Here is a 16,210-nt window from a genome sequence, read left to right on the forward strand (position 1 = left end):
CGCCCCCACAGCGCCCTTGGCTGGCAAAGCCCGGCGGCTTATCGGGCAGCCCATCAACCCCCAAACCGGACAGGAGCCACTAACTTATCCTTGGTATCATGAATGGGGTAGGGTCAATACCAAGAATGGGCCCCCGGCAGATCAAAAAATGAGTAGGGAGTACAAATGGCTCATGTGTATCATGGAGGGGGAAGGCCGCTTGTTGAGCGAGCAAAAGCCAGTCTGGAACCGGCCCCCATTGACGTCAGCACCAAAAAATGACACTAACTCCTTATGGACATCAGCCGAAAACATCACGGCGCCTTACAAGCCATCTTCCGGCGGCCTGTAAGCGGCACTATCCGCTGGAAAGACATTGAAACCCTGTTCCTGGCGCTCGGCGCGGAAATTGAGGAGCGGGAAGGCTCCCGCGTTGCCGTTATCTTTCCGGGCGAGATGCCCGCCGTTTTTCACAGGCCGCATCCATCGCCCATGACGGACAAGGGCGCGATAAATGTCATCCGCCAATGGCTCACAAGCCTGGGCTATACACCAGAGAGGAAATAGCAATGGCAACGATGGAACATAAGGGCTTTATGGCAAAAATTGATTATGATGCGGACATTGACAGCTTTTTCGGCTGCGTCGTCAATGTTTCCAGCCCCATAACCTTTTATGGAAAAACCACTGCGGAACTTCGGGAAGAGTTTGCCCGTTCCGTTGACGCATGGCTTGAAGTCTGCCGTGAGCGGGGCATAGAACCAGAAAAGCCCTATTCCGGCCGTCTTACGGTTCGCATGACCCCGGAAATCCACCGCATGATCGCTTCGGCGGCAGCCGTCTCCGGGAAAAGCCTGAATACGTGGGTTGTTGACGCACTCAAAGACAGCGCGGCCCACGCCTAGCGGGGCGCACCCCCAGCCTCACCTCTGTCGGCCCGGCTTATCCATATAGACGCGGCTGGCCCTCCGCTTCCCCGCACCCCTGGCCCCTCCGCGCTTGCCCTATTGACGCTAACACTATATGGAATAGTATATGGCTCAATGGAGGGCAGGCATGGCAAAAACGGTTTCCCACACCAAGCAAGCAGCTCCTTCATCGGATTCTGACCTGTTTTTCAGCCAGCCCATCCTCAATTCCCCCTACGAGGAACCCACCCGCCATTGGGAGCTGGACGAAAACCGCCAGCCCACCCAAAAAATTCTCCCGTATCGGCGTCCTGCTGACTTCATCACCCCCATCCCCAAGCCGAAAAAAGTCCGCAAAGGCCAGGTTCAGGGCACCTTGCTGACTGACCAAACCGCTGCGGACATCTCCGATGAAAAGCAGGAGTACCAGAAGGTCCTGATCAACGAGATTCGCAACCATGTGTCCGCGTGGCGCAAGCTGCCCAAAGACCAGTGGAAAGTCACGCCCATCACCGCGCGCCTGCTCGAATACTGGCGCACGCACGAGTTCAGCGGCATCCGCCCCTTTTTCTGCCAGCTTGAAGCGGTGGAGACTGCCATCTGGCTCACCGAAGTGGCCCCGCGCTCCAAAAAGTACAAAGAAAGGTATCTGGACTTTTTTGAGGATGCCTCCCATGCGTCCAATCCCGGCCTCCCGCGTCTGGCGCTGAAAATGGCCACTGGCTCCGGCAAGACGACCGTCATGGCCATGCTCATTGCCTGGCAAACGCTCAATGCCCTGCGCACATCCTCCGCCAAGTTCTGCAAGGGCTTCCTGATTGTCGCCCCGGGCATCACCATCCGCGACCGCCTCCAGGTTCTCAAGCCCAATGACCCCAATTCCTATTATGCCTCGCGTGAGCTCGTCCCGCCGGACATGCTGCGCGACTTGAACCAGGCGCGCATCGTCATCACCAATTTTCACGCGCTCAAGCGCCGTGAAAAGATGGATGTCTCCAAGGGCACCCGCGCGGCCCTTGAGGGTTGGCGCGAGCAGCCCCTGCAAACGCTGGAAAGCGAAGGCGAAATGCTCCAGCGCGTCATGCCGGAACTTACGGGCATGAAAAACATCGTTGTCATCAACGACGAGGCCCACCACTGCTACCGCGAAAGGCCCGATACGGACGCCCGGCTGGATGAGGAACTCAAGGAAGTCGCCGCCAGCGACAGGGCCGATGCCAAAAAGGAAGCCAACGAGCGCCGCGAGGCCGCCCGCATCTGGATTTCCGGCCTTGAAGCGGTGCAGCGGCACATGGGCATCAGCCGCGTTTTTGATTTGTCGGCCACGCCGTGCTTTCTCTCAGGCTCCGGTTATGTGGAAGGTACCTTCTTCCCCTGGATGGTGAGCGATTTTTCCCTCATGGATGCCATTGAGTCCGGCATCGTCAAGCTCCCCCGCGTGCCCGTGTCCGACAATATCCCCAACACCACAGTGCCCATGTTCCGCAACCTGTGGGAGACCATCAAAAAGGACATGCCCAAGAAGGGCAAAAATTCCTCCTACGATCCGCTCGCTCTCCCCATGCCCCTGCAAACCGCGCTCGAAGCGCTCTATGGGCACTATAAAACGGTGTTTGAATTGTGGCAGCGGGAGCGCATCTCCGTGCCGCCCTGTTTTATCGTGGTCTGCAACAACACCTCCACCTCAAAACTGGTTTATGAGTATATTTCCGGCTTCAAGCGCCGGCTTGCCGATGGCAGCGAGCATTTCGAGCAGGGCCGCCTCCCGCTGTTCCGCAATTTTGACGACAATGGCGAGCCCCTGGTGCGCCCCCACACCTTGCTCATTGATTCTGTCCAGCTTGAGCGCGGCGATGTGCTGGAGGCCGACTTTGCCGATGCCGCCAGGGATGAAATAGCCCGCTTCAAGCGCGAGATCATGCAGCGCGGCGGCAAACTGGCTGCCGAGTTGCAGGCGGGCAAGCCCTTGTCCGAGGCCGCCATCCTGCGCGAAGTCATGAACACCGTGGGCAAGAAGGACCAGCTTGGCGCGGGCATCCGCTGCGTGGTCTCAGTGGGAATGCTCACCGAAGGCTGGGACGCCAGCACCGTCACCCACGTCCTCGGCGTGCGCGCCTTTGGCTCGCAACTCCTCTGCGAGCAGGTCATCGGCCGCGCCCTGCGCCGCCAGTCCTATGAATTGAATGAAAACCGCCTTTTTGATGTGGAGTATTCAGACATCTTGGGCATTCCCTTTGATTTCACCGCCAAGCCGACCATTGGCAAGCCCGCGCCGCCCAAGGAAATGACGCGCGTCCACGCTGTGCGCCCGGAGCGCGACGCGCAGGAGATCACCTTCCCCCGCGTGTCCAGCTACCGCGCCGAGCTGCCCTCGGACAAATTGCAGGCCAAATTCACCGATGAATCCTACCTCACGCTGACGCAGGAAATGACCGGAGCGACGGACACCCAAAATTCCGGCATCATCGGAGAATCAGTTGACCTCACCATCGAGCATCTGGAGATGGTGCGCCACAATACCATCCTCATGTATCTCACCCGCCATTTGCTGGAAAAATTTCGGGACGGCGAGGGCGTCATCAAATACTACCTCTACGGGCAGTTGAAGCGAATCACGGCCCAATGGCTGGAAAAGTATTTCAAGTGCGAGGGCCATACCTTCCCCGGCCAGTTGCTCTACAAGGCGCTTGCCGACCGAGCCTGCGAAAAAATCTCCGATGCCATCACCAACCATTTTAAGCAGAGCAACCCGGTCCAGGTGGTTCTTGACCCCTACAATCCCGAAGGCTCCACCCGCTACGTCAACTTCACCACCTCCAAGCGTACCTTGTGGACAACGGACAGCCGTAAGTGCCACCTGAATTATATCGTTACCGATAGCGACTGGGAAAATGAACTTTGCCGCGTGGCGGAAAAAAAGGGCAATCACATCCTGGCCTATGTCAAAAACCATAACCTGGGCTTTGAAGTGCCCTACAGGCTGGCCGGCATCCCCAAGACCTATATTCCGGATTTCATCCTCCTGGTGGATGACGGGCATGGCAAGGACGATCCCCTCCACTTGGTGGTGGAAATCAAGGGTTATCGCGGCGAGGATGCTGTGCAGAAAAAAGCTGCCATGGAAAAGTATTGGATCCCCGGCATCAATGCCAATGGCAACTTTGGCCGCTGGGCCTTCATGGAAATTCGGCGCTACAATGCCATTGAGGCAGATTTGACCGACGCCATCGCACAACTGCGCGCAGGCAAGCAACCGCAAACCGATGAGGGCCTCCTCAATGGCTAAGCAAAAGAAATCCACCGCCATCCACCATGTTGAAAACTTCACCCATGAGGAAGCCAAGCGCCCCAATATCCCCACTTCCGAGCTGCAATCCCTGGTGCCGCAGGAGCAGCAGGCCCCGGTGAAGGTGGCCTACCAGAAGCGCAATCCGGACCTGGACCCGCAGCTTGTCTGGCGCGGCAAATACGATGGCGACGAAACCCTCACCGTCAAAGCGCCGCCGCTCTATATTCAGGAAAAAATCCACCCCAAGGCCCTGGTGGAAGACCTGCTCAAACTCAGCCAGTCAAAGATTGACGGCGGCCTTGCGGCGGAAGCGGCCCAATACCAACTCAGCCTCTTTGTCGACTTCAACGGTATTCCCTCGGATGCCGACAAGACGGACTTTTACCAGCATGAGCAAAACTGGACCAACCGAATGATTTTGGGGGATTCCCTTCAAGTCATGGCAAGCCTTGCCGAGCGCGAGGGCCTGCGGGGCCAGGTGCAGGCCATCTACATTGACCCGCCCTATGGCATCAAGTTCAATTCCAATTTTCAGTGGTCCACCGCCAGCCGTGACGGAAAGGACGGCAAGCTGGAAAACTTCACCAGGGAGCCGGAGCAGGTCAAGGCGTTTCGGGATACCTGGGCGGACGGCATCCATTCCTATCTGAGCTATCTGCGCGACCGCTTCATTGTCGCCCGAGATTTGCTGAAGGAAAGTGGCAGTATTTTTGTGCAGATTGGTGATGAGAATGTGCATCATGTGCGGGAATTGCTGGATGAGATTTTTGGAGGAGGTAATTTTGTTAGCCAAATAACTTTTAGAACTACAGGGGGACAAAGTTCAAATCTTTTAGCATCAGCATTTGATATTATTTTATGGTATGCAAAAAATAAAAGTCAAATTAAATATAATAAAATTTATCTAAATAAACCTTTTGGCGATGGTGGTTCATCGCAATATACTCTATTGGAATCTAAAGATAATTCTTTTAAAGTTTATCAAATGTCAAAAGAGGAGAGGGCAGGTATCCTGCCGATAGAAAATTCTGCGAAGATACTTGCGCATGACACCTTATTTTCTTCAGGAGCATCCAAGGAAACTATTGACAATAAATATAAATTTCAAAATTGTGTTGTATCCTGTCCACCAAATACTCATTGGAAAACAGGAAGTGATGGAAGCGGATTAAATAGACTCAATAAAGCTAATAGACTTATGCTAGTGGGAAATACACTCCGATACAAACGCTACTGGAATGATTTTCCCGTTACAGCCATAGATAATTCATGGAATGACACCGGAAGAAGTGGTTTTGCAGAGAAAAAGCAATATGTTGTGGAGACAACGCCGAATGTTATAGCGCGTTGCCTCCTCATGGCAACTGACCCAGGCGACCTTGTGCTTGACCCAACCTGCGGCAGCGGCACAACCGCGTATGTCGCCGAGCAGTGGGGGAGGCGCTGGATAACCATTGATACTTCCCGCGTTGCCTTGGCTCTTGCCCGCGCCCGGCTCATGGGCGCGCGCTATCCCTATTATCTCTTGGCGGATAGCGCGGAAGGCGCGGCCAAGGAAGAAGAACTGTGGGGCTTCCTCGCGTCCCGGCCCTATGGCAACAATCTCAGCTTTGGCTTTGTCTATGAGCGTGTGCCGCACATTACCCTCAAGTCCATTGCCAATAATCCCCGCATAGATGAAATCTGGGAGAAGTGGCAGAAAACGCTTGAGCCCTTGCGCAAAAAACTCAATGAGCTGCGCGGCGAGCTCTGGGAGGAATGGGAAATCCCCCGTGAGGCCGGTGAGGGCTGGAGCAAGGAAGAAGCCGCTACGCTTGCGGCTTGGTGGAAAGCCCGTACCGCCCGGCAAAAGGAAATCGACGAGGCCATCGCGGCGAGCGCCGAATTTGAATCGCTCTACGATAAGCCCTATGAGGATAAAAAGAAGGTTCGCGTTGCCGGACCTTTTACGGTGGAATCCATCTCCCCGCACCGGGTTTTGGGCGTCGGCCCTGATGATGAACTGCTGGACCCGCAGGCCAGCGCAGCAGGGGACGACAGTCGCAATTTTGCGGACATGATTCTGGACAACCTGAAAACCTCAGGCATCCAGCAGGCCCACAAGGAAGGCAAGATCAACTTCACGAGCCTTGCCCCGTGGCCCGGAGAGATGATTTGCGCCGAAGGCCGCTTCCAGGAAGGCGACAACGAAAAACGCGCCGCCATCTTCATCGGCCCGGAATTTGGAACCGTCGCCAGGGTTGACCTCACCCGCGCCGCCGTCGAAGCGGGTGAAGCGGGCTTTGATTTGCTCATTGCCTGCGGCTTCAATTTCGAGGCACAGGCCACCGAGCTCTCCAAACTGGGACGCCTGCCCATCCTCCAGGCCCGGATGAACGCCGACCTCCACATGTCCGAGGCGCTCAAAAATACCGGCAAGGGGAATCTCTTTGTCATCTTCGGCGAGCCCGACATCGAAATCCTCCCCGAAACGAAGGACGGGAAAGAGACCGACCAGATAATGGTCAAAATCAACGGTGTGGACGTGTACTACCCCAACAGCGGCGAAATCCGCTCCGACAACACCGGCGACATCGCCTGCTGGTTCGTGGATACGGACTACAACGGCCAGAGCTTCTTTGTCCGCCAAGCCTACTTCCTCGGCCAGAACGATCCCTACAAGGCCTTGAAAACTACCCTGAAAGCAGAAATCGACCGCGACGCCTGGGAAAGCCTCCATAGCGACATCTCCCGCCCCTTCCCCAAGCCGAAAAATGGACACATTGCCGTGAAAGTGATAAATCACTTAGGCGATGAAGTGATGAAAGTGTTTAATTGTAAATAATTTCGCCAATCAATTATCAATAAAATATTATGCCGGAGTAAATATTATGAGTGGAAATTCTGATAAATTTTTTTCGTGGCTTGGAAAAATTTCTTTGGTTGTTGGGATTGTGGTCGGATTATTTACTCTATACCATTATTCACATCCTAAAGATCCTAAGCTATATGCTCAATGTTTCCCTTTGCGGGTTCCGCTTACCCCCCTTGAAAGTGAATTTTTAAAAAAGAATGATAAAAGAGAAGACATTAAATACTCCCTTAAGTATTTTATGCAGTGTACAATTATGAATAGTGGTGATAGAGAGGCATCTAGTGTAAGGATCGCCATCCCAGCTGATATTATTTCTGCAAAATGTACATCAGACGTCGCAGAAATTGAATATAAGAAAAACTTTGTTGAAATCAAGTCATTACGTCCTGAAACCTCTGTGAAACTAGATATATGGGCCGAGGGTTTTCCATCTGTGACTTGGAAACAATTGCAGCTTAACTCTAAAGAGGTTTCTGGAAAAGTTGATGTTGGTGAGATTTATTATGGAGTTAGTGCGTCAATCGCAAATTTTGTATTATTTAATATAAATAACCCCTGGTTTTTTTGTATGATATTATCCTTACTTATTTTATGTACATTGCTTATTATACAGGGTATTAAGGAGGAAAGGGAGAAAAAAAGAAATTCGGAGACAAAAGCTGCCCCTGACGAAAATAGGGATTGAGTTCTTATATTTTAAATTGAGGTCCCAGCCATCTCATAATCTTTTATCAAAGCTCAATCGATAGCCGTCAGTCTACTGATAACAAAATATGATTTTTAATAAATAGATTTCCATATATTTATCTATGTTTTACAGTAAGAAAAATAAATAACTATTCCTCCTCTTCACCCACTTTGTCCTAAATTTATGTGAATTTTTCTTCTCTGACTGCCACCTTGGTTCCCAAAGAATTTGCAAATCTGTGGGGCAGAGTGTGGGGCAGATTTTCCCCACAAATGAAAAAGGGGTTAGTTTTTACGCTAACCCCTTGATATTTCTTGGCGTCACCAACGGAATAAATTTGCTTTGACATCCATTTGAAATTATAGTATTTATTTTTGTAAATTTATTTTATACCCACAAATATACCTACAAAATCGAAAAATCTTAAAAGCCTCTAGTGGACATTTCTAGACGCTCCGTGGGTGGGGAGGACAAGCCACGGAATCGGCCTTGTAAGACGGGAATGAATATCGGCCAGAGCTACCCATAGAACGCGCTGAAGAACTCGCTCATCAATGCTGGGGGAAACCCCTAAGGCTTCCGACCTATGCCAAGAAATGTGGTCAATGAACAATTTACTTGCGTCAGTTGGCAGGGGGATGTCAACGGAGTGAGAGCTCGCGGAGTCCACGACATCCTTGTTCGCAAGTCGGAAGGCTTGACAAATTCGCTAGCTATCAATATTGATATTGAAAATGGAGTGAAGATATGCAAATGCTTTTTCATATTCCCGATGCGTTGGCCGCCCGATTCCGACAGGCTGTGCCGCCCAGGCAGCGGAGCGCCTTTGTGGCAAAACTGATGGAGGAGGCCCTTCCCGAAGAAGATGATCCGCTCTACCAGGTGGCTCTTGCTGTGGAGGAAGATTCAGCCTTGAATGCTGAAATGCAGGAGTGGCGTGATGGCCTGATAGCTGATGGCATTCGTGGGACCGACTACACGGAGGGGCAGGATGCGGCGCGGTGAAGTCTGGTGGGTCAATTTTGATCCGTCGCAAGGCAAGGAGATCCAGAAATGCCGCCCCGCCGTCATTCTCACGGTCAATGCCCTGAACAGGGCGAGAGGCACGGTTGTGGTGGTACCACTCTCCACATCGGCAACGCCGCGTCCTCCTATTGTCATCCCACTGCCTTCTGCGGGTAAAACTTCAGTGGCTGTCTGCGACCAGCTTTGTGCGGCGGATAAAAAGCGCTTTGGAAAGAAGATTGGCGAGCTTTCCGATGCGGATCTGACACTGCTGGTGGAGTCCATGAAGGTCATCTTGGGGCTGAGGTAACAATTTATACCCCTATACTGGGCAATGATGAATCGTATAGATCCGATCATACTGCTATATCAGGTTTGTAAGATAGTTTATGGCATAACCCCAATGATACCGCTGGCTACTGGGGAAGAGGACGGATAGCAAAGGGCGAAAGAATGGACTGATAAAGAGAATATCATGGATACACTTACCGATAAAGGCTGTCAAGTACGTGTTGAGTATGATCTAGAGAGTGATTATTTTTACGGGGTGATATTGAACATTAAGGGTGTTATCTCCTTCCAGGGCCGTTCCATTGAGGAGCTGAAGCAAGCACTATCAGATTCTGTTGAAGAGTATCTGCTACTTTGCAAGGAGATTGGGGTCACACCTGAAAAATCTTTTTTTGCGCTGTCCTATTTAATGGTAATGCCTTGCTTGTTTAACTCAAGAATTTAGCTTGGTTAATAGCTACAAATGATTGCCGCTATTGAAGCGCTATTTGCCCTCTCCCCGGAACCAGTAAAAGTATTCAGGCTTTATTTCATTGAACATGTGTAGATGCCGCCTTGTCTAGTTTCCCAAAATTGCTAGCCAATTAATATGATTTCCTTGTTTTGTAACCAATCTTGAAGATCGATTTTACGATGGTGGAAATCACTTACATCCAAGGTATTATATGCCTAGAACATATCGGTGTAGTCGGTTCAGTCGGCCTCGACGCGTTTCACTATGAAGCCCATGAGTATTTCAGTTTGGGCATTGGGGAAAAATAGCCGTATAAACTCTCCCATTGGGTTTCAGTAACCTGAAAATCGCTATTTTCTTGGAAAATCCCCCCCGCGCATGCCCTTTCACACCCCGCCAAAGTAGCTTTAATCAGCCTCCACTTCCTACCTGCAATTTCTCCTTAGCTAGGATAGGCCATAATAATTTCTTATTTATCTCCATCGATTATTTCTTTATTATTTTTATTTTTTTGAGGAAGTATGTTATTAAGCGCATTGCTAACTGTAGAAAATGGACCTTCTACTTCATATTTTTTATCTAAAGATTTACTCGGGTTTTCTGCAAAGGAAATAAGTAACGAATGATAAAATTGTGCCTTTGTTTTTATAGCATCCTCACTATCATTTTCATTAATTATTGTCTTCATGCCATCAAATATCCTCATCATCGCCCATTTATGCCTATATTCTTCTGTAAGACGCATATATTGTGAAATTTTAATATTCGCTATCCACGCGAACCAAATAAATGGAAATTCAAAGCAAAGAACTCTAAGCATTTGGATAATTGCACTAGTAAATGTTACATCATCATTAAATTTAATTATCCCATTATCAAACATAAGCCATCCCATATAACTAGAACAAAATATAGAAATTATAAAATATATAATCCATAATTTAGTTGCATTTCGAGCACTCTTTTCTGCTTTACTATATGATTCAGATAATCCTGCTGCTGTTGCACCAGGCAATAAATCTTCTATTTTTTTCAATAAAGAATTAATTTTTTGTTCTGTATCGCGTTCTCGATTATTTACATTCTGTTCATCTGTTTTAATAAATGCTTTATATGCCGAAATGAGTTCTTCTATTTTCTCTTTTACGCCAGGGACATCAGTATATGATACCTTGAAAAATTTACCATCCTTTGTTTCTTTTTCTTCTGGCGCTTCTATTGATGCAAACTGCTGCTGCGTAATCGGAGTTTGAGTCTTTTTTCTATAGCCAAATAATTCTTTGTTGTAATTTATTACTTTATCATAAATAGAAGTAATTTTTTCTTGCGAATCTTTAATATCATTAAGTATAGAAAATTCTTCATCGGATGGATCAACAAATATTTCATCTCGTGTCTTTTTTATTTCATCTAATAGAGCGTTTGTCTGCTCATTAACTTGTGAGATTTTCTTATATAAATCTTGGCAGGTAGCTTCGTATTTTGAAAGTTTAGCAAACTCATTTTCAATAGTGGACAATTTTTCTGTATAGTTTTCTAATAATTCTGTACATCTATCATTAAATGTATTAATTTCATTAAGCGCAGTGCTTTTAATAACCCCCATTTCTTCTTCGAATTTTTCTCTATACGATGCCATTCATTACCCTCTTTGGTGGCAATATCACCCATTACGGCCAATAAATAGTTGCTCAAAAATCTTTGGCCGATATTTTTTAAAATTTTTTTCCGCTACGTAAGCAAAATCATATGTGTTCTCGTTCTGAGACTGGTTTACATCCGCGCACCATTGCCTAAGCCGTTCCATTTTGAGCGGCGTATCCAAGTCAGCATTACCCTTCGTTTCCACTATGACTATCCGATTTTTCGGTAATTTTACAATAAAATCTGGGAAATAGTGAGAAATGTTGCCGTCCCTGTTAACGTAGTCAAGCTTGAAATTAATCGCAAGGTAATTTTTTGTATAGGCAAGCACATCCGGACAGTTTTCCAGAAACCTCGCAAACTCAAGCTCAAAGTGACTATCTCCGATAATACGGTTGAATACGCTCTTTTGGGGGATGAACGATTCCTGCTGCTTAACCATGAAAGGTCGGGTCTTCAGTAGGTTGAGATATTCCCGTATTTCAGCTTTCCCCCTATCTTTTACCGTCAGGGAGTTGATGGCCTTCCTGAAACTTTCAATAAGCGTTCGTGTAGCAGCGAGCTTTGAGAGATTTTGTAAGGTGTTGGCGTTGTTCAAATCAACGGGACGATCAAACAGCTCATCCCTTACAAAAGCTTTCACCTTACCGTAGAGCACGTCATAACCGCTAAACAGGCATAATTCTTTCATGATGGTTTCTGTAAACCAGCCAAGAACATTACGATAATCAGCAAATCCTGATGAATCGAGTGTGGTAACATGCGTGATTTTTTCGTTTGTAATGTCGCGGAATACAATCATGCTCCGCTTTGTTTTGGTGAATTCCTCATATGGTATCTTCTTATGGCCAAAAGATGAAACATCAAGATCTTCAAGATTTTTATATTCCCGATAAATGCGCGGTGTAAGCACAGGTAATTCAATATTCAGGGCATCCAAATCCTTATTTACATTACTCTTATCAATCTCAATAATCAGAGGGGCTTGAGCAGCACTCCCATCGCCCATCGGCTTGCGCTCGAGCGTCACCCCTTCGGCCTGAATGGTCTCCACAAAATCCATAAAGGCGTCCGTGCCTATGACGCTGAGATACTCCTCCATATCTGCCGAATACATCTTACGCAGGCCACGCCCTAGGGTCTGCTCAGGCAAAATATTGCTCTTGGCGGAATAAGCTCGCAAGCCCACAATGGTGGTTACATTGCGAACATCCCAGCCTTCCTTGAGCATAAGAACGGAAACAATGGCTTTATAGGGATTATCGACATCGTCAATTCTATTGGAAAGCTCGCGCAGCCGCTCCAGCTCTTCCTTTTTCTTCCCAGTGCACGCCTCGGATATTTCGCCATTATCCTTGGTATGAATGACCAGTACGGCATCCTTCAAATCCGGATAAGTTTCTTGAAGATATTCAGCTACTTCATCACAGTTCCGTGTGTCATCGGTCATGACAAAAAGAATGGCTTTTTTGCCGACTTTCTCATGCTCGGCATATGTTTTGCGCCATTCGGTCACGCCAAGGTTAAGATAGTCAGCATATTTCTCAGTAAATTTTGCGGACTGCTTTTCCTGTAATTTTTCCCGGCTTGGCTTATCGGGCAACACAGGATGCTTGACGATGTTCTGAGCAATGGCTTCTACCAAGGGGTAGTCAGCCACTGTCTGCACGAAAATCGCGCCATTGTTGTGCTTGGGGGTTGCCGTCACATCCAGCTGCTGGCTTAAAGCCCCACCTTTCTGCAAGAGCTGGTTATGAATGTCCTCTATGGATTTAAACCAGGCTAACTTTGCATCATGGATGTGATGGGCCTCGTCATTGATGACCATAAGCTCATCGATGTCCCGCACGATCAGCCCCAAATCGACTTTGGAATCTGTGGTCGCCCCCACAGGTTTTGCACCCAAGAAATAATCCCGGCTGTCCTCATCACCAGGGGACGGCAGACTTTCATTGCCCGCGTAAACCCTGTGGATATTGGTCAAAAAGATATTGCCGATGGGCCTGGTGATTCGCACCTCGTCCTGCTTGTGCAATGTAAGCTGAAAATCATTGCGCCAGTTCCGCCCGTCATAGCCATTTTCCGGCAAGACGGGGTCCTTGAAGAAGATGCGTAGCCCTTGAAAATCCTTATAAATACGGTCCAGGACAATGATGTTGGGCGTAACGATCAAGAAATTTCTGGCAAGCTGCGAGTCAGGCTCATAGAGCTTATGAAAATAGCTCCAGGCCAAGGCAAGGGCCATGACCTTGGTTTTGCCACTCCCCGTAGCCATCTTGATCACATAGCGCCGCCACGTTTCATCAAACATATTGGCGCTGACCATGCCCGAAGCGTCAAACCGCATCAGGTCAAACTTGTCTTTTGCGCCAATGACTTCATACAAATAAACAATGGTTTCAAGAGCCTCGCGCTGAGCAAAGTAATATTTGAATTCCTTGAGGACATCGTCACTGTTATCAAGAAGATGAGGCTCGTTGAACCACCAATTTAAAAGCGACTTACTGGTTGGGCTCGCACCTGAGTAATCGTTCTCACGGAAAGCCCTTACTGCCTCACGTAGTTTTGGTACGAGGGGAGGCATGAGCCTGGCCATTTCATCTCGTTGGGATTCATCCGCAGGAAACCAACGGACTTTCGGATCAAGAATATCATGCGGTGAGGTGGGGAAGTCGGGATGGAGGGCCATTACTTTTTGCCTCCCACATTAACTTCAACAATCGTCATGGTGTCATTGCCGAAAATGTCCACGACCTTGACCGCCAATTTATGCCTTCCTGATGGCAACTCCTTATAGGCGCTTTTCAGTTCTAACTTGCGGTTTTGCCTGGTTCGGAAGGACTGCCATTCGTTTTCAAAAATATAGTCACCTGTCCACTGTTCCTCAATTTCATCCGTCTCAGGATTTTTTATACGAATAATTTCCCGCTTTGACTCGAAATCATAATCTACCGACCAGTAATCGATCCAGTCCGTCCAGTTTTTAGTGAGCTGCTCGCGGCTGACAATCCCTTTCTTATCCTTTTTGATTTTCACAATCTGCCCGCGCTCCACAATAATTTTACTTTTGCCTTCCTTGAGAGAGACTTCGGCGGTTGAATCTTGCGAATAAAAGACAGAAAAATCCGTCAATTCTACAGCTACTTCATTTTTGCGGTAGTGGGGCTTCACTTCGATATAGGCAACGTCATGGAAAACGACCTGGCCACGTTCCACTGCGCGTTTATCAAACACTTCAGCGGGTATGTATTTGGGTTGAATATCAACGCCCTTTCTTCTGGCTTCATCCAGATAGTTTGGGAAAAGTCCCATTTCAAATTCAAACCCAAGCAGGTCAACCTTGGTGATATGATGTTTGCGGCAGTCCAGGACAATCTCTTCCACGAAACGCCTGCTGACAGGCACATTGATTGGCCCGACCACCACCATGCGCCCCTGTTTTTTCCCCTGAAAGCTCTCAAAGCCATCGACTTTCTCTGCCTTATAGGCTTTGAGAATCAGGTCTAGAAACGCCGCCTCCTTTTCCTCCCGCTGTATGCGCTTTTCCTCCTCGCGCAGATTTTCATTCACGCCAACATAGTGCTGGCGCTCATATTTACCGAGATTGAGGACTTCAAAAGCGCGGTAGGGCCTACCTTCCTTTTTGAGCTGCCGCTGAACTCCAAGAAGTCGCTTGCGTGTGGTGTGGATGGCGAATTTACCCAAGTCGGTGGCTATCCATTTGCGCCCCAATTTCTCCGCAACAGCAGGGAGGGTTCCGGAACCACAGAAAAAGTCTGCGACGAGATCACCTTCGTTGGAGGAAGATTTGATTATGCGGTCTAGTAAAGCTTCCGGTTTTTGTGTTCTATATCCTGTCTTTTCCCCAGACCATCCCCTAATCATACTTATATCATCCCACCATGTTCCTAACTGAACTCCCTTACTCTCATCTAAATACTTTTTCTGCATCGGGACGGTGCCCGGATTGGTTTGGATTACCAAACCCTTCTTAATTAATTCAGCCATTTTTTGAGGAGAATATCGCCAAGGTCGTGTGATGCCCATCACTTCATAAACTGGATTTCCTTTTTTTGCCCCACCAGGGCCTAACATATTCTCAAGCTTATATTTTCTACCATTTTCATCAGTATATTTATAAAAACTATTTATATATGACTCGGATAATGGTATAAATTGTGGGTTCCAAATTTGCATATTTGATTTTCTAAATAATATTATACTATCATTTACTCTTGAATAATGTAGACTTCCTTGCTGTGAGTCTGTTTTTGCATCTGATCTTTTCCAGACAATTTCATTAATATAATTATCTTTACCATATATTTCTTCAAGTATCGTTCTTAAATAACTATTCATTCTCCAATCGCAATGTACATAGATGCTACCATCTTCAGCGAGCAAATCGCGCATGAGCCGCAGCCTTTCATAAATCATACTTATGAAGCTATCGGCTCCTTTTCCCCAAGTATCCCTATATGCTATTTCTTCAAGAATATTGGATTTTTTGTAAAGGTTTCCTCACCTATTTCAATATCCATCGAAAAATCAGCCCCGACATCAAAGGGAGGGTCAATATAGATGAGTTTTAAGCCCCCCTGGCGCTCGATTTCTTCACGCATGGGGCCATTTTTGAGGGACGATAATATCAGCTTGTTGTCGCCCCAGATGAGCTTGTTGGTCCAGCCCTTATCCTGCCGCCCACGGCTATCAAGTGTCAGCAGACTGTGCTTATAATCGCATGTTGTACCCTTGCGGGGCTCGTCAATTTGCTCAATGGTCTGAAATGGCAGTACCACGTTGCAAACTTCGTTGGATTTGCCGTTCCAGACAAGTTCGACTTCGCGCTTATCTTCAAAAAGGAGGAACCGATACTTATCTGAAAGGGGCTTATCCTCTTCCAGATAGCGCAAAATTTCCTGTTTTTCTTGATCGGTAAGCCTTGGCATAGCGCACCCCGCAAGATGGGGTGGCAAGCTTGTCTACTGAACCGCCACCCTATCAGTATGATTGTCAAGACATTTTTTAAACAAGAAAATGCGCTGGGTCAATCTTCGGTGGACAATCATCAATCTCGGGAAATGGCTTGGCGGTTCAG

Annotated in this window: 12 protein-coding genes; 8 read left to right on the forward strand and 4 right to left on the reverse strand. The window is 48.1% G+C overall.

Features of this window, described 5'->3' with window-relative positions:
- Positions 1 to 273: 273 nt before the first annotated feature.
- From HDR50_RS12310 to HDR50_RS12345, 8 genes are all read left to right on the forward strand, one after another.
- On the forward strand, positions 274 to 546 hold the full coding sequence (locus HDR50_RS12310; RefSeq protein WP_291358582.1) for a type II toxin-antitoxin system HicA family toxin: 273 nt from the start codon (positions 274 to 276) through the stop codon (positions 544 to 546).
- A gap of 2 nt (positions 547 to 548) precedes the next feature.
- Positions 549 to 884, forward strand: coding sequence for a type II toxin-antitoxin system HicB family antitoxin (locus HDR50_RS12315; RefSeq protein WP_291358583.1), 336 nt, complete (start codon positions 549 to 551; stop codon positions 882 to 884).
- Positions 885 to 1,035: 151 nt separating this feature from the next.
- Entirely contained in the window at positions 1,036 to 4,173 is a 3,138-nt protein-coding gene (locus HDR50_RS12320; protein WP_291358584.1) for a BPTD_3080 family restriction endonuclease, read from the forward strand.
- Positions 4,166 to 7,000 (forward strand): site-specific DNA-methyltransferase, encoded by a 2,835-nt coding sequence (locus HDR50_RS12325; protein ID WP_291358585.1) that lies wholly within the window; start codon positions 4,166 to 4,168, stop codon positions 6,998 to 7,000. Before HDR50_RS12320 ends, HDR50_RS12325 begins: the two co-directional genes overlap by 8 nt.
- 46 nt (positions 7,001 to 7,046) lie before the next feature.
- Positions 7,047 to 7,715, forward strand: a complete 669-nt coding sequence (locus tag HDR50_RS12330; protein ID WP_291358586.1) for a hypothetical protein — start codon at positions 7,047 to 7,049, stop codon at positions 7,713 to 7,715.
- A gap of 750 nt (positions 7,716 to 8,465) precedes the next feature.
- On the forward strand, positions 8,466 to 8,723 hold the full coding sequence (locus HDR50_RS12335; RefSeq protein ID WP_291358587.1) for a hypothetical protein: 258 nt from the start codon (positions 8,466 to 8,468) through the stop codon (positions 8,721 to 8,723).
- Complete coding sequence (locus HDR50_RS12340) at positions 8,710 to 9,033, forward strand: type II toxin-antitoxin system PemK/MazF family toxin (protein ID WP_291358588.1); 324 nt, start codon at positions 8,710 to 8,712, stop codon at positions 9,031 to 9,033. The genes HDR50_RS12335 and HDR50_RS12340 overlap by 14 nt, the downstream gene beginning before the upstream one ends.
- 165 nt (positions 9,034 to 9,198) lie before the next feature.
- On the forward strand, positions 9,199 to 9,459 hold the full coding sequence (locus HDR50_RS12345) for a type II toxin-antitoxin system HicB family antitoxin (RefSeq protein WP_291358590.1): 261 nt from the start codon (positions 9,199 to 9,201) through the stop codon (positions 9,457 to 9,459).
- A gap of 478 nt (positions 9,460 to 9,937) precedes the next feature.
- Here the strand turns inward: HDR50_RS12345 and HDR50_RS12350 are convergent, their stop codons facing one another.
- The 4 genes from HDR50_RS12350 to HDR50_RS12365 are packed head-to-tail and all read right to left on the reverse strand — an operon-like array spanning position 9,938 to position 16,061.
- Positions 9,938 to 11,107, reverse strand: a complete 1,170-nt coding sequence (locus HDR50_RS12350; protein ID WP_291358592.1) for a hypothetical protein — start codon at positions 11,105 to 11,107, stop codon at positions 9,938 to 9,940.
- 24 nt (positions 11,108 to 11,131) lie between these two features.
- Positions 11,132 to 13,801: a DEAD/DEAH box helicase family protein gene (locus HDR50_RS12355; protein WP_291358593.1), complete on the reverse strand. Its 2,670-nt coding sequence runs from the start codon at positions 13,799 to 13,801 to the stop codon at positions 11,132 to 11,134.
- Positions 13,801 to 15,609, reverse strand: a complete 1,809-nt coding sequence (locus HDR50_RS12360) for a site-specific DNA-methyltransferase (RefSeq protein WP_365817769.1) — start codon at positions 15,607 to 15,609, stop codon at positions 13,801 to 13,803. The genes HDR50_RS12355 and HDR50_RS12360 overlap by 1 nt, the downstream gene beginning before the upstream one ends.
- Positions 15,594 to 16,061 (reverse strand): hypothetical protein, encoded by a 468-nt coding sequence (locus tag HDR50_RS12365; protein ID WP_291358594.1) that lies wholly within the window; start codon positions 16,059 to 16,061, stop codon positions 15,594 to 15,596. The genes HDR50_RS12360 and HDR50_RS12365 overlap by 16 nt, the downstream gene beginning before the upstream one ends.
- Positions 16,062 to 16,210: the final 149 nt, after the last annotated feature.

Origin of the sequence: Desulfovibrio sp., assembly GCF_014803725.1 — a bacterium.
Lineage (GTDB): Bacteria > Desulfobacterota > Desulfovibrionia > Desulfovibrionales > Desulfovibrionaceae > Desulfovibrio.

Excerpts from the sequence above, each read along its gene's own strand:
- HDR50_RS12310 (WP_291358582.1), top strand. The coding sequence starts at position 274 with ATGGACATCAGCCGAAAACATCACGGCGCCTTACAAGCCATCTTCCGG.
- HDR50_RS12315 (WP_291358583.1), top strand. The coding sequence starts at position 549 with ATGGCAACGATGGAACATAAGGGCTTTATGGCAAAAATTGATTATGAT.
- HDR50_RS12320 (WP_291358584.1), top strand. The coding sequence starts at position 1,036 with ATGGCAAAAACGGTTTCCCACACCAAGCAAGCAGCTCCTTCATCGGAT.
- HDR50_RS12325 (WP_291358585.1), top strand. The coding sequence starts at position 4,166 with ATGGCTAAGCAAAAGAAATCCACCGCCATCCACCATGTTGAAAACTTC.
- HDR50_RS12330 (WP_291358586.1), top strand. The coding sequence starts at position 7,047 with ATGAGTGGAAATTCTGATAAATTTTTTTCGTGGCTTGGAAAAATTTCT.
- HDR50_RS12335 (WP_291358587.1), top strand. The coding sequence starts at position 8,466 with ATGCAAATGCTTTTTCATATTCCCGATGCGTTGGCCGCCCGATTCCGA.
- HDR50_RS12340 (WP_291358588.1), top strand. The coding sequence starts at position 8,710 with ATGCGGCGCGGTGAAGTCTGGTGGGTCAATTTTGATCCGTCGCAAGGC.
- HDR50_RS12345 (WP_291358590.1), top strand. The coding sequence starts at position 9,199 with ATGGATACACTTACCGATAAAGGCTGTCAAGTACGTGTTGAGTATGAT.
- HDR50_RS12350 (WP_291358592.1), bottom strand. The coding sequence starts at position 11,107 with ATGGCATCGTATAGAGAAAAATTCGAAGAAGAAATGGGGGTTATTAAA.
- HDR50_RS12355 (WP_291358593.1), bottom strand. The coding sequence starts at position 13,801 with ATGGCCCTCCATCCCGACTTCCCCACCTCACCGCATGATATTCTTGAT.
- HDR50_RS12365 (WP_291358594.1), bottom strand. The coding sequence starts at position 16,061 with ATGCCAAGGCTTACCGATCAAGAAAAACAGGAAATTTTGCGCTATCTG.